The sequence below is a fragment of the Streptomyces sp. NPDC039465 genome (assembly GCF_055639315.1).
On the sequence record NZ_JBVKAP010000003.1, the window covers coordinates 319,594 to 341,336 of the forward strand.

The 21,743-nt window shown below is 72.1% G+C and carries 28 protein-coding genes; 13 read left to right on the forward strand and 15 right to left on the reverse strand.

The window, feature by feature from the left end; genetic code table 11:
• Positions 1–7: 7 nt before the first annotated feature.
• The 7 genes from ACZ7LT_RS11900 to ACZ7LT_RS11930 all read right to left on the reverse strand — a co-directional run bounded on the left by ACZ7LT_RS11900 (position 8) and on the right by ACZ7LT_RS11930 (position 4,196).
• Positions 8–1,306 (reverse strand): MbnB/TglH/ChrH family RiPP precursor modification enzyme, encoded by a 1,299-nt coding sequence (locus tag ACZ7LT_RS11900; protein ID WP_471236332.1) that lies wholly within the window; start codon positions 1,304–1,306, stop codon positions 8–10.
• A gap of 133 nt (positions 1,307–1,439) precedes the next feature.
• Complete coding sequence (locus ACZ7LT_RS11905; RefSeq protein ID WP_471236333.1) at positions 1,440–2,216, reverse strand: DUF4142 domain-containing protein; 777 nt, start codon at positions 2,214–2,216, stop codon at positions 1,440–1,442.
• 210 nt (positions 2,217–2,426) lie between these two features.
• A complete protein-coding gene (locus tag ACZ7LT_RS11910) occupies positions 2,427–2,567 on the reverse strand; it encodes a hypothetical protein (protein WP_471235874.1) in 141 nt (46 codons plus the stop codon).
• Positions 2,568–2,576: 9 nt separating this feature from the next.
• Positions 2,577–2,789: a hypothetical protein gene (locus tag ACZ7LT_RS11915; RefSeq protein WP_471235875.1), complete on the reverse strand. Its 213-nt coding sequence runs from the start codon at positions 2,787–2,789 to the stop codon at positions 2,577–2,579.
• Between the two features lie 114 nt (positions 2,790–2,903).
• Positions 2,904–3,089: a hypothetical protein gene (locus ACZ7LT_RS11920; RefSeq protein ID WP_471235876.1), complete on the reverse strand. Its 186-nt coding sequence runs from the start codon at positions 3,087–3,089 to the stop codon at positions 2,904–2,906.
• A gap of 22 nt (positions 3,090–3,111) precedes the next feature.
• Complete coding sequence (locus tag ACZ7LT_RS11925) at positions 3,112–3,573, reverse strand: hypothetical protein (protein WP_471235877.1); 462 nt, start codon at positions 3,571–3,573, stop codon at positions 3,112–3,114.
• Between the two features lie 170 nt (positions 3,574–3,743).
• The gene (locus ACZ7LT_RS11930) at positions 3,744–4,196 is read right to left on the reverse strand and encodes an ATP-binding protein (RefSeq protein ID WP_471235878.1); all 453 of its coding nucleotides are present in this window, start codon (positions 4,194–4,196) and stop codon (positions 3,744–3,746) included.
• Between the two features lie 182 nt (positions 4,197–4,378).
• Here ACZ7LT_RS11930 and ACZ7LT_RS11935 point away from each other — a divergent pair, with 182 nt between their 5' ends.
• Both ACZ7LT_RS11935 and ACZ7LT_RS11940 read left to right on the forward strand, forming a co-directional pair.
• A complete protein-coding gene (locus tag ACZ7LT_RS11935; protein WP_471235879.1) occupies positions 4,379–5,692 on the forward strand; it encodes an XRE family transcriptional regulator in 1,314 nt (437 codons plus the stop codon).
• Positions 5,677–6,216, forward strand: a complete 540-nt coding sequence (locus ACZ7LT_RS11940) for a GNAT family N-acetyltransferase (protein ID WP_471235880.1) — start codon at positions 5,677–5,679, stop codon at positions 6,214–6,216. Before ACZ7LT_RS11935 ends, ACZ7LT_RS11940 begins: the two co-directional genes overlap by 16 nt.
• A gap of 20 nt (positions 6,217–6,236) precedes the next feature.
• Here the strand turns inward: ACZ7LT_RS11940 and ACZ7LT_RS11945 are convergent, their stop codons facing one another.
• Entirely contained in the window at positions 6,237–6,953 is a 717-nt protein-coding gene (locus tag ACZ7LT_RS11945; protein WP_471236334.1) for a peptidyl-tRNA hydrolase, read from the reverse strand.
• A gap of 135 nt (positions 6,954–7,088) precedes the next feature.
• On the opposite strand from ACZ7LT_RS11945, the gene ACZ7LT_RS11950 reads away from it, so the two are divergent.
• The 4 genes from ACZ7LT_RS11950 to ACZ7LT_RS11965 are packed head-to-tail and all read left to right on the forward strand — an operon-like array spanning position 7,089 to position 9,515.
• Positions 7,089–7,766 carry an AIM24 family protein gene (locus ACZ7LT_RS11950; RefSeq protein ID WP_471235881.1) on the forward strand — a complete coding sequence of 226 codons (678 nt, stop codon included), beginning with the start codon at positions 7,089–7,091 and terminating at the stop codon, positions 7,764–7,766.
• 44 nt (positions 7,767–7,810) lie between these two features.
• Positions 7,811–8,611 carry an ABC transporter ATP-binding protein gene (locus ACZ7LT_RS11955; protein ID WP_471235882.1) on the forward strand — a complete coding sequence of 267 codons (801 nt, stop codon included), beginning with the start codon at positions 7,811–7,813 and terminating at the stop codon, positions 8,609–8,611.
• A complete protein-coding gene (locus ACZ7LT_RS11960) occupies positions 8,608–9,276 on the forward strand; it encodes an ABC transporter (RefSeq protein ID WP_471235883.1) in 669 nt (222 codons plus the stop codon). The genes ACZ7LT_RS11955 and ACZ7LT_RS11960 overlap by 4 nt, the downstream gene beginning before the upstream one ends.
• 38 nt (positions 9,277–9,314) lie before the next feature.
• A complete protein-coding gene (locus tag ACZ7LT_RS11965; protein WP_471235884.1) occupies positions 9,315–9,515 on the forward strand; it encodes a hypothetical protein in 201 nt (66 codons plus the stop codon).
• 25 nt (positions 9,516–9,540) lie between these two features.
• On the opposite strand, the gene ACZ7LT_RS11970 is transcribed toward ACZ7LT_RS11965, so the two are convergent.
• From ACZ7LT_RS11970 to ACZ7LT_RS11980, 3 genes are read right to left on the reverse strand one after another with little or no spacing between them, the layout of a single operon-like run.
• Positions 9,541–10,410: a polysaccharide deacetylase family protein gene (locus tag ACZ7LT_RS11970; RefSeq protein WP_471235885.1), complete on the reverse strand. Its 870-nt coding sequence runs from the start codon at positions 10,408–10,410 to the stop codon at positions 9,541–9,543.
• A gap of 20 nt (positions 10,411–10,430) precedes the next feature.
• A complete protein-coding gene (locus ACZ7LT_RS11975) occupies positions 10,431–10,931 on the reverse strand; it encodes an anthrone oxygenase family protein (RefSeq protein ID WP_471236335.1) in 501 nt (166 codons plus the stop codon).
• Between the two features lie 5 nt (positions 10,932–10,936).
• On the reverse strand, positions 10,937–11,350 hold the full coding sequence (locus ACZ7LT_RS11980) for a nuclear transport factor 2 family protein (RefSeq protein ID WP_471235887.1): 414 nt from the start codon (positions 11,348–11,350) through the stop codon (positions 10,937–10,939).
• A gap of 89 nt (positions 11,351–11,439) precedes the next feature.
• On the opposite strand from ACZ7LT_RS11980, the gene ACZ7LT_RS11985 reads away from it, so the two are divergent.
• Positions 11,440–12,150 carry a TetR/AcrR family transcriptional regulator gene (locus ACZ7LT_RS11985; RefSeq protein ID WP_471235888.1) on the forward strand — a complete coding sequence of 237 codons (711 nt, stop codon included), beginning with the start codon at positions 11,440–11,442 and terminating at the stop codon, positions 12,148–12,150.
• Here the strand turns inward: ACZ7LT_RS11985 and ACZ7LT_RS11990 are convergent.
• From ACZ7LT_RS11990 to zapE, 4 genes are all read right to left on the reverse strand, one after another.
• Complete coding sequence (locus tag ACZ7LT_RS11990) at positions 12,044–12,931, reverse strand: polyphosphate kinase 2 family protein (protein WP_471235889.1); 888 nt, start codon at positions 12,929–12,931, stop codon at positions 12,044–12,046. The two genes, ACZ7LT_RS11985 and ACZ7LT_RS11990, sit on opposite strands and share 107 nt — an antisense overlap.
• A 147-nt stretch (positions 12,932–13,078) precedes the next feature.
• Positions 13,079–14,464: an alkaline phosphatase PhoX gene (locus ACZ7LT_RS11995; RefSeq protein ID WP_471235890.1), complete on the reverse strand. Its 1,386-nt coding sequence runs from the start codon at positions 14,462–14,464 to the stop codon at positions 13,079–13,081.
• A 129-nt stretch (positions 14,465–14,593) separates the two neighbouring features.
• On the reverse strand, positions 14,594–15,019 hold the full coding sequence (locus ACZ7LT_RS12000) for an OsmC family protein (RefSeq protein ID WP_471235891.1): 426 nt from the start codon (positions 15,017–15,019) through the stop codon (positions 14,594–14,596).
• Positions 15,020–15,053: 34 nt separating this feature from the next.
• Positions 15,054–16,124: a cell division protein ZapE gene (gene zapE, locus ACZ7LT_RS12005; protein ID WP_471235892.1), complete on the reverse strand. Its 1,071-nt coding sequence runs from the start codon at positions 16,122–16,124 to the stop codon at positions 15,054–15,056.
• 36 nt (positions 16,125–16,160) lie between these two features.
• Here zapE and ACZ7LT_RS12010 point away from each other — a divergent pair, with 36 nt between their 5' ends.
• From ACZ7LT_RS12010 to ACZ7LT_RS12035, 6 genes are all read left to right on the forward strand, one after another.
• Positions 16,161–17,030 (forward strand): pyrimidine reductase family protein, encoded by an 870-nt coding sequence (locus ACZ7LT_RS12010; protein WP_471235893.1) that lies wholly within the window; start codon positions 16,161–16,163, stop codon positions 17,028–17,030.
• 105 nt (positions 17,031–17,135) lie between these two features.
• A complete protein-coding gene (locus ACZ7LT_RS12015) occupies positions 17,136–17,618 on the forward strand; it encodes an indole-3-glycerol phosphate synthase (protein ID WP_471235894.1) in 483 nt (160 codons plus the stop codon).
• A 102-nt stretch (positions 17,619–17,720) separates the two neighbouring features.
• Positions 17,721–19,127 carry a UDP-N-acetylmuramate--L-alanine ligase gene (murC, locus tag ACZ7LT_RS12020; RefSeq protein ID WP_471235895.1) on the forward strand — a complete coding sequence of 469 codons (1,407 nt, stop codon included), beginning with the start codon at positions 17,721–17,723 and terminating at the stop codon, positions 19,125–19,127.
• Positions 19,128–19,137: 10 nt separating this feature from the next.
• Positions 19,138–19,551, forward strand: a complete 414-nt coding sequence (gene msrB / locus ACZ7LT_RS12025; RefSeq protein WP_019890202.1) for a peptide-methionine (R)-S-oxide reductase MsrB — start codon at positions 19,138–19,140, stop codon at positions 19,549–19,551.
• 140 nt (positions 19,552–19,691) lie between these two features.
• Positions 19,692–20,984, forward strand: a complete 1,293-nt coding sequence (locus tag ACZ7LT_RS12030) for a VWA domain-containing protein (protein ID WP_471235896.1) — start codon at positions 19,692–19,694, stop codon at positions 20,982–20,984.
• Positions 20,984–21,739: a hypothetical protein gene (locus ACZ7LT_RS12035; RefSeq protein ID WP_471235897.1), complete on the forward strand. Its 756-nt coding sequence runs from the start codon at positions 20,984–20,986 to the stop codon at positions 21,737–21,739. Before ACZ7LT_RS12030 ends, ACZ7LT_RS12035 begins: the two co-directional genes overlap by 1 nt.
• Positions 21,740–21,743: the final 4 nt, after the last annotated feature.

The window sequence follows — 21,743 nt, forward strand, 5'->3', positions numbered from 1 at the left end:
GGTCCCGTCACCCCCGCACCAGCGCCGCGCGGGCCGCCCGCACCATCCGGGTCGCCCGGCCGGGCGGGCGCGCCCCGGCGCGCTCCTGCCACCAGCGGGTGAGCAGCCGCCGCGCGGCGGCGTCCGCGGGCTCCCCGGCGACCAGCAGATGCTCGGCGAAGTCCAGCGCGTCGCGGCGGTAGCCGCCGCGCATCGGCCGGGTCCTGGCGTACGCGAGGAAGGCCGGCCGGTAGCCGCCCCCGAGGATCTCCGGCAGCTCCGGCGCCACCTTGGCCACCACGTCCGCCCGCTTGGCGGCGAGCGCCCGGCTCTGCACCCGCAGCCGCCCCCTGTCGAACCCCTCGGGCGCTGGCGTCCCGGCGACGAGGGCCGACAGCAACGCGGCCTGGGCGACACCGAGCCGGCCGCGCGCGGCGTCGGTGGCGGTCGCCTGGGTGGAGTCCGGGACGGCGGCGGGGGAGGGGGTGTCCGGCTTCGCCTCGCCGGCGGCTCGCGCCAGCGTCTCGCGGATCGCCGTCAGCTCCGAGGCCAGCTCCTGCGCCGGAGGGAAGTCGTCGTCCCGCTCCAGCAGGACGCCCGGCGGCGACACGCGCGTGCGCAGCTCGTGGAGGATGTCCAGGACTGGCCGGGGGACGGGGTGGGCGTGGGTGTCGTGCCAGACGCCGTCGCGCTCGACGCCGCCCGCCACATGGACGTACGCGATGGCCTCTGCGGGCAGCTCGGCGAGCGCCTTGGCCGGGTCCTCGCCGCGGTTGACGTGGTTGGTGTGGAGGTTGGCCACGTCGATCAGGAGCCGTACGCCGGTCCGCGCCACGAGCTCCGACAGGAACTGTCCTTCCGTCAGCTCCTCGCCGGGCCAGGAGATCAGCGCGGCGATGTTCTCCAGCGCCAGGGGCACCGGCAGCGCGTCCTGGGCGATACGGACGTTCTCGCAGAGCACGTCGAGCGCGTCCCAGGTGCGCGGGACGGGGAGCAGATGGCCCGCCTCCAGGGCCGGTGTCGCGGTGAGCGCGCCTCCGGCCCGTACGAAGGCGATGTGCTCGGTGACCAGCGGCGCGCCGAGCGCCGTGGCCTTCTCGGCGAGCTCGGCGAGCCGTCCGGGGTCCGGGCGGTCGGCGCCGCCCAGGCCGAGCGAGACTCCGTGCGGGATCACTTTCGTGCCGCGGGCGCGCAGCCGCGCGAGGGAGTCGGGGAGGTGGCCGGCGCAGATGTTCTCCGCGACCACCTCCACCCAGTCGACACCGGGCAGCGCCTCCACCGCGTCCGCGATCTCCGGACGCCAGCCGATGCCGATACCGAGCTCCATGGTCCCCGTCATGTCCCCTCCTCTGCGCCCCGTTGTGCGGCGGTGCAGGGGTAATGGCCCCGCCGGGCGGCCGTGAATCCGAACAGGGGGACGTTCAGAGGTTCATTTGAGGTTCCGGGGCGAAGTCGGCGCGTCAGTGCTCCATCGCCGGCCGGTTGGTATTGATCGCCGTCGGCGCGCCGGGGCCGGTGGAGGGCCGGGACGTGAAGGACTGGTCCTCACCGGTCGGCACGGCCGGGGACGGCGCGGGCGGAAGGTTGCCATTGGGCGGCGGCGGGCCGGTCGGGCTCGCGGTCGCGCCGCCCGCCGCCTCGTTCGCGATGGCGTCGAAGTCGACCATCCCGGTCGCCTCCAGCATGGTGATGTGGTCGAGCACCGTCTGGTTGGCGTCGGACGCCAGCTGCCGTATCAGCGTGTTACGTGTGGTGTGCCGGACCTGCGCGACCAGCGCGAACACCTTGCCGTGCGCGTTGCGCAGCAGATTGGCGAACTTCCGCTCGTACTCCTGCCCCCGGGCGGCCGACAGCTCGCGCAGCCAACCCTGCTGCTGTTCGGTGGGCTGGTTGGGCAGCTCCACCCCCAGCTTCGCCGCCACGTCCCGGGCCCGCCGGTCGAGGTCGGCGTGCCCGACGACCAGATGGTCACCGGCGTCCTTGATCGCCTGACTGGGCGCCCGCTCGATGGCCTGCTGCCCGGCGGGCAGCTCCCACAGCCCCGCGAGCCGTACCTTCACAAGGAAGTCCCGATCGGTCGCCGAGAGCGGCCCCCACTGCGTGGCGACCGTCGAGGCGTTGAGATTGGCCTGGCCGGTGCCGGAGCGGTCGGCGTAGGACCAGACAGGGAAGGCGAGTGCGCCCACTGTGGCGACGAGCGCCGCGATGATGAGTGCCGTCCCGTTGATGCGCCGCAACAAGTCTGCCTCCCGATCCGAAGTGTGACACCGCAGTGTGCACGCAACCGCTGCCGCGGTGGGCGTACAACCTACTTCGCGGTACAGGGAGGTACGGATTCTCGTACGCTGGCGTTCAACGCCCTCCGGATCGGGGGCACTTCGTCCACCAACGGAAGGTTTGGGCCCCGGCCGTTGCATTGGGGGACGGGCCGACCGGGGCCGTCTGGGTCAGGCTTCGGGGTTCTCCGTAACGACGAACCCCCGAGCCGGACGGGGGCCCGTGCGGTCCAGATCTCCTTCAGGGCGCTGCTCGCGCCGCACCGCCTCGACGACGGTCTTGTACCGCGGGTCGATCCACTCCGTGGGCACGGGCTCCTCCTAGTTCGGCTTCTCGTCGACGACCCGGCTCGGGGCCAGACCGGTGCCGGGGCTGGACGCCGCGGTCGCGACGAAACCGAGTGAGTCGACGAGGATGCGGTCGGCAATGGCGGGATCCATGCCGGGGTTGTTGCCGAGGATGGTCATGCGGACGTCGTTGAACTGTGCGTCGGTGAGGAGCGTCCGCGCGGGGCGGACGGCTTGCGTGGTCATGTTGTGCTCCCGGTCTGGTGGGTGGACGAACCCCGGCCGGACGCTCCCAAGACCGGCCGGGGCCGTGCGTACCCGTCCGCTGACGATCGGCGCCGCCGGCGGACGGGAGCTCGGTCACCGCGTCCTGTGTACGCCGGCCTGCCGCTGGAGCTGGGCCAGTTGAGTCAGTACGTCGCTTGCAGGCGCGGCCAGGGCGTGGCGGTGCTGCGCGCAGGCGTAGATGTCGCGGTCTGGTGTCGCGGCTACCAGCGTCGCGTAGGTGTCGTGGCACGTCTCGCACCGGCCCTTGAGTGCGGCCATGGGAAGTCTCCTTTCCGATCAGTCAGTACACGAGGCAGGTACCGGTCCACAGTCGGCCGATCGCCGACGTACGGGCGAGGTAGGAATCCCTCTCCTCCCGGGAGGGGCCACCAGGCAGCGGATCGAGACCTAGCGAGATGTGGACCCGCCGGGAGGCACGGGCGATGGCCTGCCAGTCCGGGCCCGGCCACGGGATGGCCATGAAGTGGTCGGTGTGGCCGTAGTCGAGGGCAACGACCAGCGTGGTCATGCGGACGCGCCGCTCCTCGTACCTGGAGGCCTCCCTCGCCGGAGTGAGGTCCAGGCCGTGCGCCAGGGCGAGCAGCGCCGGGAGCATGCGGTCGGGCGCCCCTCCTGGCCGGAAGGGGTCGAAAGTGATGAGCATGCGGCTCCGCGGTATCGGCGCGGCGTCGACCCAGGTGGAGACCGCGAGGCGTTCGAGGGTCCGCTTGTCCAGGAGACGGACTGAGTGACGCGTGGTCACGTGGGCCTCCTTCAACGGCAGGAGTGTGCGTAGGGGATGTCAAGTACGGGGTGTTCAGTGCTGCGCCGGTGCGGCAGCCGGACTTCGTGAGGGCCGGTGCGCAGCCCGCACTCGCGGAGGAGCACGGCGCGGCAGGGGCGGCTGAGGAGCGAGCCGTGCGTGAGCGCCGCTCATGTGCCCGCCTTGAGTACGGCCCACACGGTCTTGCCGTCCTTTCGGCGGGTGACGCCCCAGGAGACGGCGAACGCTTCGACCAGGAACAGGCCCCGTCCGGACTCGTCGCTGTCGCCCGCGCGGCGCTTGACGGTGCGGTCTTCGTAGCTGTCCAAGACCTCTACCCGGACAGTGTCCGGGGCGGGGCGCTCGAAGGTGAGGCGGCAGCGGGCCGGGAACTCCGGGTCGCCACTGGCCGCGTGCTGGACGGCGTTGGTCACCAGCTCACTCGCGATCAGTGCGACGTCCGCGGCCAGCTCCTCGGGTACGCCCCAGCACTGCACGGTCGTCCGCGCGGCCATCCGTGCCAGGGCCACACTCGGCGGCAGGCACGACAGGCCCACGGTGTATCCGGGGTGTCCCGTGACGCCGGGGTCCGTCCGGGGTGCCGCGGGTCGTGCGGCGGTCATCGTCATTGTCGCGACCTCGTTGCTCGTGGTGGGGTCGGGGACCCCGGCTGCCCTCTGACGGGAGACGGGTGCAGCCGGGGTCGTACACACCACCTAACTCGCTGTCACCGCCCGTCGGCCATGACGAAGTTGGGCGAGACGGTCGCGGCAAGTCTGACGAATTGACTCTCTCTTTACTTTTCGTGACGGCGCGCGCGCTCTACCGTGATCGCATGGCGGAGACCAAGAACGAGGCCCTGGCCGCCTGGATGGACGATCAACAGATTTCAGCCGCAGAGCTGGCCGACGCCGTCAACGACGCCATCCGGGACCTCACCGGCAAGACCGGCAGCACATCGGAGAGGACCGTGTTCCGGTGGCTGTCCGGTGAGAACCAGTGGCCTCAGGAACGCCAGCGCCGAGCCTTGGAGACGGTGACCGGCCGCACCGCCACCGGCCTAGGGTTCGTGCCTCGGGGGAATCGAAAGACAGCCCCACCGGAGGAGGACCCCTCAGTGCACCGCCGCCGGTTCGTCGGCGCGGCCGCCGGCACCGCCGTCGCAGTCGCCGTACCCCTCGCAGTCACCCCCTCCCGCCCCAGTCCAGTCGGTACCGCCGATGTGATCCGGCTCCGTGACCATGTCGAGACCCTCGTCGCAGTCGACGCCGAACGCGGGGGACACGGCGACCTCGAACGAGCCGCCCTCGCCGGAGCCTCAGAAGCCCTCGGCCTCCAGAAGCGATCCACGACGCAGCGCGTACGGCAACGGCTGTTCGCCTTGGCCTCGGACTTCACCGCGACTGCCGCCTGGTCACTGATCGACGCCGGACGGCTCGACAGTGCCGGCAGACATCTTGACCGCGCTCTGACCCTCGCGGGCATGGCTCAGGACCCCGAGACGACCATGCAAGTCTGGAATCTACGAGCGATGCTCGCCCGGCAGAGCAAGGGCTACGCGGAAGCGGTGGCCGCCGCACAGGCCGCGCAGGCTACCGCCGCCGCACGGCGCAGCCCTCTGCACGCGTCACTCGCGCACGCCCGGACCGCTGTCGGGCTCGCCTATCAGGGGGACCAGCGTGCCGCCCTGCGGTCCCTGGGGCGCGCCGAGGAGGCTTTGAGCAAGGCTGACGCGGAGGCGCCGCGACGGTCCTGGATCACGTTCTACGGACCGGCTGAGCTGTACTCCCTGACGGCGATCGTGCGCGACGTGGTCGGCAATCCCGCAGAAGCAGAGGCGGCTGCGTACCGGGCGCTAGCCGTTCTCCCCGCCTCCTATCGCCGCAACCGAGCGCACACCACCGCGCGCCTGGCGCTCGCACAGCTGCACCAGGGGGAGGTCGAACAGGCGTGCGCCACCAGCGGCGAAGTCTTCACGATCATGGCCGGGGCGCCGCTACCCGGCCGGACGCGGCAGATGCTCGGCGACTTCCAACGCGACCTGATCACCTTGGCGCCCTCCGCCCACATCGCACACGAGTGGATGGACCGCTACCGGACCGAATGGAGCACCCCGTGAGCACGGCAACCATCGAACTACGACACTTCGGCCACGACGATCTACCGAAGATCCGGCAGACCCTGTTGGACGTGCACGCGCACGCCTACGCGGACAAGATGGATGACGAGTTCACGCAGCGGTTTCCCTGGTTCGTCGACCACTGGGGCGGCAACGAGGGATTCGCGTGCGTCATCGGCTACGACCAGGGCGAGCCGGTCGGGTTCGCGTACGGGGCCCCGGCGGCCCCGGGCCGCGAGTGGTGGCGCGAGCACGTGAGCGAACCGCCAACGGATGACTCCACGTTCTCTGTCTCCGAGCTGATGGTCCGGCCCCGGTGGCGCAAGACCGGCACCGGCGAGCGGCTACACCGAGCGCTGGTCGAGACGCGGCCTGAGGCCCTGGCTGTACTCCTCGTCGACCCTGACCACCCGAAGGTTCAGGCGCTGTACGAGGAGTGGGGATATCGGAAGGTCGGAAATCGGCAGCCGTTCCCCGACTCACCGAACTTCGCGGTCATGGTCCGTCACCTGAAAGCGTCTTGATCGCGCGTTGGGATCACTGATCACTGTGGGCTCGCGGAGTGACTGGCTACGACGAAACCGTCCCCTCCCGCCGGGAAGTCGCCCACCACCGTGCAGCTGCCTGGTGCGATCTCCGTGAAACCGGCGTCACGGACGACGGGCAGGCCGCTCGTGGTCAGCGCGGACCAGCGGTCCGGCGTCGCGGTGCGGACGTGGAGCGGGAAGCTGGCCGCCTGCCAGGAGGCGCGGTCGGCGTCCGTCATCTCCCACCACAGCAGCTGCGCGCCGTGGCCTACCTGGGCCATCGCCTTGCCCGCGGACATGTCGAGGGTGGGGTTCAGCCAGAGCAGGGCCGCCTTGTCGGAGTCCGGGGGCGACGGTTCCGTCGGGTCGTCCAAGTCCGTGCCGGAGACCTGGAGTTTGGCCAGTTCCTTCGGCCAGCCGTCCAGGGGGACCGGCGGGAAGACGCGGACCTCCGCGGTGTCACCGGTGACCGTGATACCGGGCAGCGCCGACGCCTTGCGCCACTCCGCGCCGCGCGCCCGGCGCACGACCTTGCGGATCCGGGCGTCCTGCCAGTCCCGCATCGCCCTGGCCCACTCGCCCTCGCCGTGGGAGCGCTCGTCGGCGAGGATCTCAAGCACCGCGCGGGCCGCGGTCTCCATCGCGTCCGTACGGGCCGGCGGGGCGTCCTTCTCGATCCGGACGACCAGCGGGAGGACGAACTGCGGGGCCTCGTCGCGGGATCGGGCCGCCACGTCCTGGCTTGCGTGGGTGTTCGGGGTGGTGGAGGTGTCGTCGCTGCTCACCCGGTCAGTCTGCCATCCGCCGATTTCCGGGCGAGCAGGGGCCGTTCTTGGCGGAACGGATCATTCCGGGTGACGATGCCCCGCATGAAGAGCGATCTTTTCTCCACCGAGAACCTCGCACAGCAGGCCACCACCCCCGGCATGACCCTGCAGAACACCAAGTCGGTCAAGTACGCCGTCAACGGCGAGATGCACGCACGGCAGGGATCGATGATCGCCTTCCGCGGCGACCTCCAGTTCGAGCGCAAGGGCCAGGGCATAGGCGGCATGCTCAAGCGCGCCGTCACCGGCGAGGGACTGCCGCTGATGGCCGTCCGCGGCCAGGGCGAGGCGTGGTTCGCCCACGAGGCACAGAACTGCTTCATCGTCGAGATCGACCAGGGCGACGCCCTCACCGTCAACGGCCGCAACGTCCTCTGCTTCGACGCCACCCTCTCCTACGAGATCAAGACCGTGAAGGGCGCCGGCATGACCGGCGGCGGGCTCTTCAACAGCCTCTTCACCGGGTACGGCAAGCTCGCCGTCATCTGCGAAGGCACCCCGCTCGTGATCCCTGTGAGCCCGCAGGCACCGGTCTTCGTCGACACCGACGCCGTCGTCGGCTGGAGCGCGCAGTTGCACACCTCACTGCACCGCTCCCAGTCCCTCGGCTCGATGCTCCGGGGCGGATCGGGCGAAGCCGTCCAGCTCAAGCTGGAGGGCGATGGCTTCGTGATCGTCCGGCCGAGCGAGCTCACCCCGCAGAAGGCGTCGGCGAACTGAAACTCGACGACGTCGGGCGCCGCTACGGTCCGCGGGGGCCGTGGGTGCTGCGCGGCGTAGGACTCGAGCTGCCCCCGCACCAGCTGATCCGGATCCAGGGCACCAACGGCACCGGAAAGTCCACGCTGCTGCGGCTGATCGCCGGGATCGACGCCCCCACCGAAGGCCGGATCACGGGCCGCCCGCCTCGCACGGCGTACGTCCCCGAGCGCTTCCCCGCCGCCCTGCCCTTCACCGCGCACGGCTATCTCATCCACCTCGGCCGCATCCAGGGACTCGGGCGGGCGGCCGCGGCCGCCCGCGCCACCCACTGGCTGGAGCGGCTCGGCGCCGGCGCCCACGCCCACACCCCGCTCGCCGAACTCTCCAAGGGCACCAGCCAGAAGGTCGCCGTCGCCCAGGCCCTGCTCGCCGACCCCGGGCTGCTCGTCCTCGACGAGGCCTGGACCGGCCTCGACACGGCGGCCCGCGCCGAGCTGGACCGGGCGGTCACCGAACGGGTCGCCGCCGGCGGCACGGCCGTCTTCGTCGACCACGACCCGCGGCGCCTCGCCGGTGCACCGGACGCGGTGTACGCCGTCGAGCACGGCCGTCTGGCAGCGGCGACCGAACCCGACCCCGTACCCGTCCCGCGCGTACGGATCGTCGCCTCCGGCCCGCTGCTGCCCCACGAGCTGCCGGGCGCACCCTCGTACACCCCCGGCCCGGACGGCACGGTCGTGTTCACCGTCGCCGCGGGTGACTCCGACGCCCTGCTCCGGGCGCTGCTGACCGCGCGGCCGCCCTGGCACATCCACCAGGTGGGCGCCGTCGGCGCCCCCACGACCACCGGGCGCCCCCGATGACCGCACTCCTCCGCTACCAGTCGGGCCTCCTCCTGCGCTCGCAGCGCTGGCTGCCCCCGGTCCTGCTGTACGTGATCTTCCTGGGGATCGGTGTCCGCGTCGGCGAGCCCGTGCTCGGCGCCCTCGGCTGGGCCACCGCCGCGCTCGTGCCCGTCACCGCCTGGCTCGTACGGATCTGCCTCGACCAGGAGCCGCCCGCCGCCCGGCACGTCGTCGCCGCCGTGGCCGGCCGTCAGCGGGGCCACCTGGCGGCCGTACTGACCGCCACCGCCACCACAGGACTCCTCGCCCTCCTCGTCACCCCCCTGGTCACCTACGTCAGCCGGCCCACGAGCGCGGACTACTCGGCGTACGTGGCACCGCTGCCCGCCGGGCTCGCGGGGGCGGTCGCGGCGGGGGTCGCGGTGCTGACCGGCACGGCCCTCGGAGCGCTGTGCTCCAGGCCGCTCATCCGCGGCCGCGGCTGGTCGACCGCGGCGACCCTGCTCGGCTCCCTGCTGGTGCTCGTGACCACCGGCTCGCCCGCGCAGTACGCCGTGGCGGCCCTGGTGACCGGCTCGCGCGACGGCACCGTACACATCCCCTGGCTCGCCCTCCTCGGCGCGGGCGCCCTCGCGGCCGCCGCCGTCGCGCTGGCCTGTCGGCTCACGGCGTGGCGCGAGTGACTCCGGCGGCGCGTGCGGCGGCGAGTACGCTCGAATACATGGACCACACGCGCGAAGACCCGTATTGCGCGCCTGCTCCCACGGCCGCCGAAAGCGCCCCTCAGCCGGACGCCGGGCCGCCCTGGGCGGAGTGCGTTCTGTGCCGCGAGCCGACCGAGTACCCCGAGTCGACGAAGGGCATCACACTCTGCCCGGTCTGCGAATGGCGGGAGGCCGAGCGCACGGCCTGCTCAGGCTGACCTCGGCACACGTCGACCTCGGAGCTCAGCCCCGTTCCGCCATCAGCTCGGAGACCTTCACGAAGCGGTAGCCCCGCGCGCGCAGCTCAGGCACGATCCTGCGGATCGCCTGCTCCGTGACCGGGGCCGCGCTGCGGGTGCAGTGCATGACCACCAGCGATCCGGGCTTCACACCGGCCAGGACCTGCTCGGCGACCGCGTCGCCGTCCTTGGCGAAGGCGTCACCGCTGACCACGTCCCACTGCACGGCCGTCACCTTCGCCGGAGCCAGCGACCGCAGGGCCCGGTCGTCGTAGCAGCCGCCCGGGAAGCGGAAGTACGGCACCACATTGCGCGCGCCCGCCTTGCGGAAGGCGGCGAAGGCGCGCTCGACGTCGGCGGCCATCTCCTTCTGCGGCAGGACCGGCAGGCCGTAGCAGTCCGGCTTGAAGGAGTAGTGGCTGTAGGAGTGGTTGGCGATCTCGAAGACCGGGTCGTTGCCGATGGCCTTCGCCTGGTCGGGGTACTCCTCCGCCCAGCGGCCGGTCATGAACACCGTCGAGGGCACCTTGAGCCGGCGCAGGGTCTCGATGAGCGCCGGATTGTCGAAGCGCTCACCGGCCGCCGCGCGCGGGCCCTGGTCGGCGGTCATGTCGGCGTCGAAGGTGAGCGCGACCCGCTTGTCCGTGCCCTGCGGGCCCCGTTCGAAGACGGGCGTCAGCCCGGCGGGGCCAGGGGCCATGGTGGGCGGCCGCCGCTCCCCGGTCGAGGTCGGCGCCGAGGCCGAGGCGGAGGCCGACGGCTGGGCGGGCGCGGGGGTCGTGGCGGTGTCGGGCGCCTTCCCGCCGCAGCCGGCGAGGAGGCCGGCAGCCAGCACGGCCAGCAGGCCGGAGAGCTTACGTACAGAATGGGTCACTCACGGAAAGTATCCGATCATCATCTTTCCTGTGCGGGCACACCCCGGCCGCCGCCCGCTCCGTCACCTTCCTGGCGCAGGGAGAGGAAGATCAGCAGCGCGAAGGCGGCGAACGCGGCGCCCGTGCGCGCGTAGTTGAACGCCTCCCAGCGGGCCAGGATCTCGGCGTGATCGGCGGGTGCCGAAGTGGCCGCCCACTCCTTGATGCGGCCGTTGATGGGGACGTTGCCGAGCCGGGTGATCAGGAACGACGCGACGGCGAGGAGCCCGGCTCCCGCGGCCAGCCGCCGTGAGGCGCCCCGCGTCATGGCGGCGAGCGCGAAGGCGCTGAGCGCCGACATGCCCATGGCGCCTTGCATGGTGATGCCGTTCATCTGCATCAACTTTGCGTGGAAGGACAGTCTCATGTCGAGGGGTACGGCGTTGAACGTGGGGACGAGGTTGGCCGCTCCGTAGCCGAAGGCGCCGGCGAGGGCGCCGGTGGACAGCAGGGCGAGGCCCTGGACGAGCCGGACGCGCATGCGGATCACTCGCCCGCCTCCTGTCCGGTGGCGGTGACGGGTCGTGTGAGTTGCTCGGCCCGTCGCAGCCGGCCGTCGGGGGTGAACTCGGCGAACATGTGGACCCGGGTGGAAACCGGCCCGCCCTTGCGCATGCGGGCGTGGATCGTGAAGCGGGTCGCGATCCGGTCGCCGCCCGCGATCGCCTCGTGCACCTCGAACCGGAACTCTCGCAGGTTCTTCCGTACGGGGCGGAGATGGGCGAGGAGGCGGTCCCAGTCCAGTCGTACGCCGTCGGCGACGTGAAGGACGTCACGGGTGTAGTACCGGGACATCAGGTCGGAGGCGTCTTCCGCGCCATGGACCACGGCTTCGGTGAAGGACGTGAAGAAGTCGCCGATGAACTGCTCGGGAGGTTTCGTGTGGAGAGGATTCACCATGCTCCTGCCATGCGTGGGGCAGCCCGTATCGATGTCTTACACATCTGTAAGATATGGCGAGGCTTCTATTTTTGACAAGGATGTAAGACTTGACTGCTTTCCAGGCCCCGGGCGACTCGTCGAGGGCGCGGCCTCACCGGCGCGCCGACGCCGAGCGCAGCAGGGTCGCGGTGCTGGACGCCGCGGTCCGGCTGCTGGCCGAGCGGCCCGACGCCGGAATGGCGGCCATCGCTGCCGCGGCCGGCGTGACCCGTCAGACGGTGTACGCGCACTTCGGCACCCGTGACGCGCTGCTGGACGCTGTCGCCGACCGGATCACGGACCAGGCCATGGCCGCGATGGACGAGGCGGAAGAGGGCGGCGGCCTTGCCCTGGACGCGCTGCTGCGGCTCCAGGACATCGGCTGGCGGCTGTTCGCACGCAACCCGGTGCTCCTCCAGCTCGGAGGCGCCCGCGTCGGCGCCGGCGCCGACCAGGCTCGGCATGAGCCCGTCGCCGCCCGGCTCACCCGGCTGATCGAGAAGGGCCAGGCGTCCGGCGAGTTCGACCCGGCACCGCCGGCCACCTGGCTGGTGGCCGCGGTCACCGCTCTCGGCCACGCGGCAGGCGACGAAGTCGGGGCGGAGCGTATGTCGGTGGAGGAGGCGGCACGATGGCTACGGACCGCCACACTCGCCCTCCTCGGGGTCGGCCCTAGCTGTCCTGGGCGAGCAGGCGCCGCTTGCACTCCTCGACGTCGAAACCGGCCGGCGGATACCGCGGATCCAGCGCCTCGAGATGCTCCAGGAGCAGCGTGCTGACCGCCCAGTTGCGGTACCACTTGCGGTCCGCCGGGACGACGTACCACGGCGCCGCCTCCGTCGAGCAGTGCTCCAGCGCCAGCGTGTACGCCTTCTGGTACGCGGGCCACAGCGCCCGCTCGTCGATGTCGCCCGGGCTGAACTTCCAGTGCTTGTCCGGGTTGTCGAGCCGGGCCAGGAGGCGGCGGCGCTGCTCCTCGTAGGAGATGTGCAGGAAGACCTTGACGACGGTCACCCCGTCCTCGGCCAGGGACTGCTCGAAGCGGTTGATCTGCTCGTAGCGGCGGTCGATCTGGGCGCGCGGGACCAGCTCACGGACCCGGGCGATCAGCACGTCCTCGTACTGCGAGCGGTCGAAGATGCCGATCTCGCCCGGGCGCGGCAGCTCCCGCATGATCCGCCAGAGGAACGGATGGCTCAGCTCCTCGTCGGTGGGGGCCTTGAACGCCTTGATCCGGCAGCCCGAGGGGTTGAAGTGGCCGATGACGTGCTTGACCGTGCCGCCCTTCCCGCTGGTGTCCATGCCCTGGAGGATCAGCAGCAGGCGGCGGCGGTCGCCCGCCGTGCTCGCCGCGTACAGCCGCTCCTGGAGCCCGGCGAGGCGCCGGCCGAGCGCGTCCGTCGCGGCGAGACCCGCCGTCTTGTCCGTGGGCCCGGCCGGGACGGCGTCCGCCGGATACGCGGCCAGGTCGGGGCGCTCGCCCGCCGGTACGCGCAGCAGGTCCCCGAGGCGCTCGGGGTGCCGAGGCTCGGTCTGGCCGCTGTCCTTCTTCCTGGCCATGGGGCCCTCCCGTCGCGCGCTCCCTCGATCCCGTGATTCCGTCCCGCGACTCGATCCTGCGACGGATCGGGGCGGCCCGCGAGCGCGGTGGGGCGGCCGCTTGACGCGTACGGCACGCGGCCGCTCCCCTACGACCTGCTCAGCCCGTCAGCACCAGGGGCCGGTCACCGCGAAGGTCGTGCCCGGCGTGTAGCAGTTGACGTACAGCGTGTTCCCGTCCGGGGAGAAGGTGACGCCCGCGAACTCGCCCCACTCGGGTGCGTCGGCGGTGCCCATGTTCTGGGCGTTGCGGGCCATCGCGTACACCTCGCCGCGCTTGGTCACCCCGAACACATGCTGCGCCCCGTCCCCGTCCTCGCTGACCATCAGTCCGCCGCCGGGTGCCAGGCAGATGTTGTCCGGGGACTCGCCGGGCAGCTGGAGGTCCGTGTCCGGACCGAAGACGACGACGAGCGTGAGCCGGCGGCGGTGCGGCTCGTACCGCCACACCTGCCCGTAGTGGTCGGCCGCCGAGCCCTCCCGGGCGCGGGCGAAGCTGGACACGAAGTAGACGGACCGACCGCTCCAGTAGCAGCCCTCCAGCTTCTGGGCGTGGGTTATGCCCTGGGGGCCGAAGTCCTGGAGCCGGATGGGGGTCGTGGTCGCCTGCGGGTCCGGTACGGGGACCCAGGTCACGCCGTCGAAGCTCGCCCCGGTCTCCTGGATCGCGGAGAGGTCGGGCACGCCCGGCACCCGCATCGCCTCCAGGGCGCCGCCCGCGCGCAGGGAGCCGGTGCCGCCGAGCGGCTTCTCGGGCAGGAAGCGGTAGAAGAGGCCGAAGGGGCGCTGGAAGGCGTCCTCGGTCTCGTACACGATGCCGCTGTACGGATCGACGGCGATCGCCTCGTGCTGGAAGCGGCCCATGGCGGTGAGCGGGACGGCTCCGGTGCGGTGCGGGTCGGCCGGGTCGACCTCGAAGATGAAGCCGTGGTCCTTGGTGTAGCCGTTGGTGCCGGCCTTGTCCTCGGTCTCCTCGCAGGTCAGCCAGGTGTTCCAGGGAGTGGGCCCGCCCGCGCAGTTGACCGCCGTCCCGGCGATGGCGACGCGCTCGGCCAGGACGTTGCCGCGCCCGTCGAGTTCGAGCGCGGTGCAGCCGCCCTTGGCGGCCGGGTCGTAGGTGAGGCCGGCGACGGTGGGGACGCCGAGGCGGGCGTTGGCCCGGTTCTCGTGGTTGCGGACCAGGTGGATCCGGCCGCGGCGGCCGGGGAGGGCGGTCATCCCGTCGTGGTTGCTCGGCACCGGCCCCTCGCCGGAGCGCAGCGGTTCACCCTCCCGGGACAGCACCTTGTAGCGGAAGCCCTTGGGGAGGTCGAGGAGCCCGGCCGGATCGGGGACGAGCGGGCCGTATCCGGCGTGGCCGCGGGCGGCGGCGGTCCCGGTGAAGAGTTCGGTCAGGGCCCCGGCGAAGGCGATCGAGGCGGCGGAAGCGCCGGTGCGGGCGAGGATCTGACGTCGTGTCGCGTGCACCGATGCGGATGGAGGTGTGGAGGTCATGAGGTAACTCCCTGCTGGCGGACAGGTGATGTGACTGTGGTCCGCATGTGTGTACCACTCGAAGTGGTTCACGTGCACCATGCGGACCACGTCGCCTCATGAGGCGTACGACGTCTCCGGCGTTACGCGTCAGGCCAGTTCGGCGGTGAGGGTGATCGTCGTACCGGTGAGGGCCTGGCTGACCGGGCAGTTCTTCTTGGCGTCCTCGGCCAGGGACTGGAACTCCTCCGCGTCCAGGCCGGGCACCTCGCCGCGGACGGTGAGGTGGCTGCCCGTGATGCCCTGACCCGGCACGAAGGTGACGTCGGCCTTGGTCTCCAGACGGGCCGGCGGGTTGCCGGCCTTGGCCAGGATGTTGGAGAACGCCATGTTGAAGCAGGAGGAGTGCGCGGCCGCGATCAGCTCCTCGGGGCTGGTCTTGCCGCCGGGCTCCTCGGTGCGCGCCGGCCAGGAGACCGGGTACGAGCCGATGCCGGAGGAGTCGAGGGAGACGACGCCCGAGCCCTTGAGGAGGTCACCCTCCCAGACGGCATGGGCGGAACGGGTAGCGGCCATGGTGAATCCCTTTCGATCGGGTATGGCCCCCAACCTACTGGTCCACAAGCCTCTTTGCGTCCCGCGCCAGCGCGGTGAGCCGGGAGATCGCCCGGAAGTACTTCTTGCGGTACCCGCCCTTCAGCATTTCTTCACTGAAGAGCCGGTCGAAGGGGAGCCCGGAGGCGAGCACCGGCACCTCCCGGTCGTACAGCCGGTCGGCGAGGACGACCAGGCGCAGCGCCGTGGACTGGTCCGGGACGGGCTGGACGTCGGTGAGGCAGACGGCGGTGACGCCGTCGGTCAGCGCGCCGTACCGGCTCGGGTGCACGCGCGCGAGGTGCTCCAGCAGATGCGGGAAGTCGTCGAGGGAGGACCCGGCGGTGGCGTACGCGGCCTTGGCGACCTGCTCGTCCGAGAATGGCGCGGGCGCCTCGGGCAGGCCGCGGTGGCGGTAGTCCTCGCCGTCGATCCGCAGCGGGCGGAAGTGGGCGGACAGGCCCTGGATCTCGCGGAGGAAGTCGACGGCGGCGAACCGGCCCTCGCCGAGCTTGCCGGGCAGGGTGTTGGAGGTGGCGGCGAGCGCGACGCCCTCCTCGACCAGCTTTCCGAGCAGCGAGGAGACGAGGACGGTGTCGCCCGGGTCGTCCAGCTCGAATTCGTCGATGCACAGCAGACGGTGCCCGCTGAGGGTCTTGACCGTCTGCTGGAAGCCGAGGGCGCCGACCAGGTTGGTCAGCTCCACGAAGGTGCCGAAGGCCTTCAGGGCGGGCTCGGCGGGCGTGGCGTGCCAGAGGGAGGCGAGCAGGTGGGTCTTGCCGACGCCGTAGCCGCCGTCCAGGTAGACACCGCGCGGGCCGGTGGGCTCGGCGGGCTTGCGGGCGAACCAGCGGCGCTTTCCGGCGCCCGTGGCGTGGGCCCCGCCCAGACCGCCGGCGAAGGCGGAGAGCACCCGCACGGCCTCGGTCTGGCTGGGCTGGTTCGGGTCCGGGATGTACGTGTCGAAGCGGACCGCGTCGAAGCGCGGCGGCGGCACCATCTCCGCGACGAGTCGGTCGGCGGGGACATGCGGCTCTCGGGCGCTGAGGGAGAGCGGGGCCGCTTCGGTTATGGCACGGGTCGACACAGTTCCCCACTGTAAGCGCCGTGTCAGACTGCGAGGATGCGACGCCTGTTCCCTGTGACCGACCTGACAGCAGCCGACGACACCGCCGGGGACCGGGAGTGGTCCCTCGACGAGCTGGCCGACGCCTACGCGTACCCGAAGGACGCCCTGGGCGCTGTGCGCTCCGGGGACACGGGGGAGGCGGGGGACGGCTCCGGGGACGGCTCAGCCGACGCGGGGGGCGGCGCGGGGGCCCATGGGCCCGGGGCCTGGCTGCGGGCCAACATGGTCTCCTCCCTGGACGGGGCGGCCCAGCACGAGGGCCGCTCGCAGCCGATCTCCAGCGATACGGACATGCGGATCTTCGGCACGCTGCGGGCCCTCGCCGACGTGGTCGTGGTCGGCGCGGAAACGGTCCGGCTGGAGGGCTACCGCCCGGCACGCGCGCGTGAGGCCTTCGCCAAGCGGCGCGAGGCCGCCGGACAGGGCCCGGCGCCCGCGATCGCCGTCGTCAGCGCCTCCCTCAACCTCGACTTCGGCCTGCCGCTGTTCACCGAGCCGCTCGTGCCGACCCTGATCCTCACCGGAGCGGCCGCGCCGCCCGACCGGGTCCGCGCCGCCGAGGCGGCGGGCGCGGTGGTGATCGTCGCCGGGGACGGGCCAGGCGTGGAGCCGGAGCGCGCCGTGCGGGCGCTGGCCGGGCGCGGGCTGCGCCGCCAGCTCACCGAGGGCGGGCCGCGGCTGCTGGGCCAGCTGGTGGCGGCCGGGGTGCTGGACGAGCTGTGCCTGACGGTCTCGCCGACGATGACGGCGGGGGGTGCGCAGCGGATCGCCGGAGGGCCGTCGGTGGCGGTGCCGGAGCGGTTCGCGCTGGCGTCGCTGCTGGAGGAGTCCGGGTTCCTTTTCACCCGCTACCGCCGGATCTGACAATCAGCGGAATTTGTCGTTCCGGTTAGCTCCCGATGGGCACACTTACTCTGCAGACCCCGTGCGGGCACGGGGAAGGATGGTTTCCGCAGAAGGGCTCACGCAGTGTTCACAAGCGTTTTGATGATCGAGAAGCCCCTGACGTCCGTCGACGTGGAATTCGTCACCACCCTGCACGGCGACGAGGGCGTCTCCTTCATCGTGTTGATGCAGCCCCGCGGCGACCAGGCGGACGTCCTGCTGCGCGCCATCGACGACGTGGCCATGGGCGAGCTGAAGGAAGCCGCGCGCGAAGGCGAGGAGCCCGCGGGCAAGGACGCCCGCCTCCCCGCCACGGCGGCCCTCGAACACTCCCTCCAGGCCCTGCGCGACGCGGGCTGCGAAGCCGTGGGCCAGATCGTCGAGGACCACCCCCTGGACAAGCTCAAGGCCGTCGTGGACGAGTCCGACGCCGACGAGGTGATCGTCCTGACGGCGCCGCACTACGTGGAGGAGTTCTTCCACAGAGACTGGGCCTCCCGGGCCCGCCACAAGGTCGGCGTACCGGTCCTCAAGCTCTTCGCGCACGCCGAGCCGGAATCCGCCTGAGCGCACCCCGCGCCGCCGCCCGGCCGCGCGCCGGGCGGCCCGGGCGCGGCGAGGAACTAGGCTGGGGGCCTCATGAACGCCGCACCCCGGGGAGACACACGCATGGCCTCCGCCATCCCTGCCGCCGCCGTCCCTGTAGCCATGGAACGGCCGCACTTCATCGGCATCGGTGGTGCCGGAATGTCGGGCATCGCGAAGATCCTCGCCCAGCGCGGCGCCAAGGTCGCCGGCAGCGACGCCAAGGAGTCCCCCACCGCCGACGCGCTGCGCGCGCTGGGGGCCACGGTCCACATCGGACACGCCGCCGACCACCTCGCCTCCGACGCCACCTGCGTCGTCGTCTCCAGCGCCATCCGCGCCGACAACCCCGAGCTGGCCCGCGCCGCCGAGCTCGCCATCCCCGTGGTGCACCGCTCCGACGCGCTCGCCTGCCTGATGGACGGCCTGCGCGCGATCGCCGTCGCCGGTACGCACGGCAAGACCACGACCACCTCGATGCTGGCCGTCGCCCTCACCGAGCTCGGCCTCGACCCCTCGTACGCCATCGGCGGCGACCTCGCCGGCCCCGGCACCAACGCCCTGCACGGCGACGGCGCGATCTTCGTCGCGGAGGCGGACGAGAGCGACCGCAGCTTCCAGAAGTACGACCCCGAGGTCGCGATCGTCCTCAACGTCGAGCTCGACCACCACGCGAACTACGCCTCGATGGACGAGATCTACGAGTCGTTCGAGGCGTTCGTCGCCAAGATCCGCCCCGGTGGCACCCTGGTCGTCGGCGAGCACTCCGGCGCCCGCGAGCTCGCCGCCCGGGTCCGCGGCCGCGCCGACCTGAACGTGATCACCGTCGGCGAGTCGGAGGGCTCCGACGCCCGCATCCTCGCCATCACCCCCAAGGGCATGACCAGCGAGGTCACCGTCGCCCTCGACGGCGCCGAGCACACCTTCACCGTCTCCGTCCCCGGCCGCCACTACGCCCACAACGCCGCCGCCGCCCTCGCCGCCGGCTCCCGCGCGGGCGTCGACCCCGCCGCCCTGGCCCAGGCCCTCACCGCGTACACCGGAGTCGGCCGCCGCCTCCAGCTCAAGGGCGAGGCGGCGGGCGTGCAGGTCATCGACTCGTACGCGCACCACCCCACCGAGATGACCGCCGACCTGGAGGCCATGCGCGGCGCCGCCGGAGGCTCCCGCCTCCTCGTTGTCTTCCAGCCCCACCTGTTCTCCCGCACCCAGGAGCTCGGCAAGGAGATGGGCGACGCCCTGGCACTCGCCGACGCGTCCGTGGTCCTCGACATCTACCCCGCCCGCGAGGACCCGATCCCCGGCATCACCAGCGCGCTGATCATCGACGCGGCCCGCGCGGCGGGCGCCGACGTCACCCCGGTCCACGACAAGGAGACCGTCCCGGACGTGATCGCGGGAATGGCGATCCCCGGTGACCTGGTTCTCACCATGGGCGCGGGCGACGTCACGGACCTCGGTCCGAAGATCCTCGCCCGCCTGTCGAGCTGAGGAGCATGTGATGGCGTACGAAGTGGAAAAGCCCGACGAGCAGTGGCAGGCGGAACTCACGCCGTCGGAGTACCAGGTCCTGCGCCTGGCCGGCACCGAGCCCGCCTTCCGCGGTGAGTACACGGACACCAAGACGGCCGGCGTCTACTCCTGCCGCGCCTGCGGGGCGGAGCTGTTCCGCTCCGAGACCAAGTTCGACTCCCACTGCGGCTGGCCGTCCTTCTACGACCCGAAGGACTCCGACGCGGTCGAACTCCTCGCGGACACCTCCCACGGCATGATCCGCACCGAGGTCCGCTGCGCCCGCTGCGGCTCCCACCTCGGCCATGTCTTCGAGGGCGAGGGCTACGGCACCCCGACGGACCAGCGCTACTGCATCAACTCGATCTCGCTGCGGCTCACCCCGGACGAGAACGAGAGCTGAGCCTGCCGGGGGGACTGCCGTCCCCCAGGCGGTCGCGGTCAGGGGCGTAGGTGTGACGGTGCCGTACGCCCCCGTGCAGGCGCTGCCCGCGGGCAGGGCTCGGTGTGACCGGCGCGCCGCATGATCAATATGATCCGGCGATGATCACACGAAAGCGACTCGCGGCCGCCGTGTGCGGGCTGCTGGTCACCCTGACCGGCGGCCTCGCTCCGGCCCCGGCCGTCGCCGACGCCGAACCGGCCCCGGCGAAGGAACCACCCAAGGTCGAGCTGGTCCTCGACGTCAGCGGCTCCATGCGGGCCAGGGACATCGACGGCCAGACCCGGATGTCCGCCGCCAAGCAGGCCTTCAACGAAGTGCTGGACGCCGTCCCCGAGGAGGTGCAGCTCGGCATCCGCACCCTCGGCGCCGACTACCCCGGCAAGGACCGCGAGACCGGCTGCAAGGACACCCGCCAGCTCTACCCCGTCGGCACACTCGACCGCACCGAGGCCAAGACCGCCGTCGCGACCCTCGCGCCCACCGGCTGGACCCCCATCGGCCCCGCCCTGCTCGGCGCCGCCAAGGACCTGGAGGGCGGCAACGCCACCCGCCGGATCGTCCTCATCACCGACGGCGAGGACACCTGCGCCCCCCTCGACCCGTGCGAGGTGGCCCGCGAGATCGCGGCCAAGGGCATCGGCCTCACCATCGACACCCTCGGCCTCGTGCCCAACGCCAAGATGCGGGCCCAGCTCATGTGCATCGCCGAAGCCACCGGCGGTACGTACACCTCCATCCGGCACAAGGACGAACTGTCCGACCGGGTAGGCCAGTTGGTGGACCGGGCCGCCGACCCCGTCGCCACCCCCGCCCCCACCCAGGGCGCCGACAGCTGCGCGACCGCACCCCAGCTGAAGACCGGCCTCTACTCCGACCGCGAAACCTTCGGCCAGCACCGCTGGTACAAGGTCGACCTGCTGCCCGGCCAGGAACTGCGCGCCTCCGTCAGCGTCGCCGCCGACCGCCCCGTCAACCGCGACTACGGCGTCCTGCTGCGCGCCTCCACCGTCCACGGCCGCGAAATGGTCCGCGGCGAGGCCGCCGGCGACGGCCGTACCGACGTCATCTCGACCGGCCTGCGCTACCCCAAGCCCGACACGGACGACGCGGACGCCTCCGACACCGGGGACGGCAAGCCCGTCGGCGAAACCGTCTGCCTGCGCGTCAGCAACTCCTTCTCCGCACCCGCCGGAGTGAAGACCGCCCCCGGCCTGCCCGTCGAGCTGACCATCGACGTCGTCGACGGCCCCGACGAAGCCGCCGACACCGCCTTCTTCGGCCTCGGCCGCGGCTGGTGGTTCCTCGCCGCGCTCATCGTCATCGGCTTCGCGGCCGGTGTGCTGTGGGGCTGGCTGTCCCGCTGGCGCGTCACCGTGTGGAGGACCAACTGATGCGAACCGTACGTACCCTCGCGAGCCTGCTCCTCGGGGGAGCAGCGCTCCTCGCCCTCCCGGGCACGGCCCACGCCGAATCCCCGTCGCCGAGCGCGAGCGCCGAGGCCGCCCCCACCGAAGCCGGTACGTCCTTCCGTACCGCCACGGTCGTACGCCCCGGCCAGCGCGCGACCGCCAACGCCTCCACCGGCGACTACCTGTACTGGCAGTTCCCGGCGGACGCCGGTGATCGCGCCACCGTACGGGCCACCGTCACCCTGCCCGAGAAGGCGGCCGCCCGCAGCGGCGCGCACACCTGGCAACTCGACGTCTACGACGGCCTGCGCCGCCACCAGGCATGCCGCTACGGCAGCACCATCAAGTCCCTCGCCGCGGACGCCCGCTCGGTCGAACTCAGCTGCACCCTTCGAACGGTCCGCGCCCTGGCCGACCCCTGGGCCAACGACCCGCTGCCCGGCGTCTACTACGTCCGCCTCACGGTGGTCGGGGCCCCGGCCGCCGACCTCGGTCAGCCCGTCGACGCCGCCCTCGAAATCACCACCGCCGACGCGGGCGCCGCGTCCGCCGTCGACGGCTCCCTCGCCACCCCGCTCGTCCCGTCAGCCGGCCGCGCGGTCGAACCCGACGGCGGCTGGTCGTCCGGCTGGTGGTCCACCCGCTGGCTCTGGACGGCCGCCGGCGCGGTCCTCGCCGCACTCGCCGGCATCTGGGGCTACAGCCTGACCCGCGGCCGCGGGAGGCCCTCTGTGTGAGGCC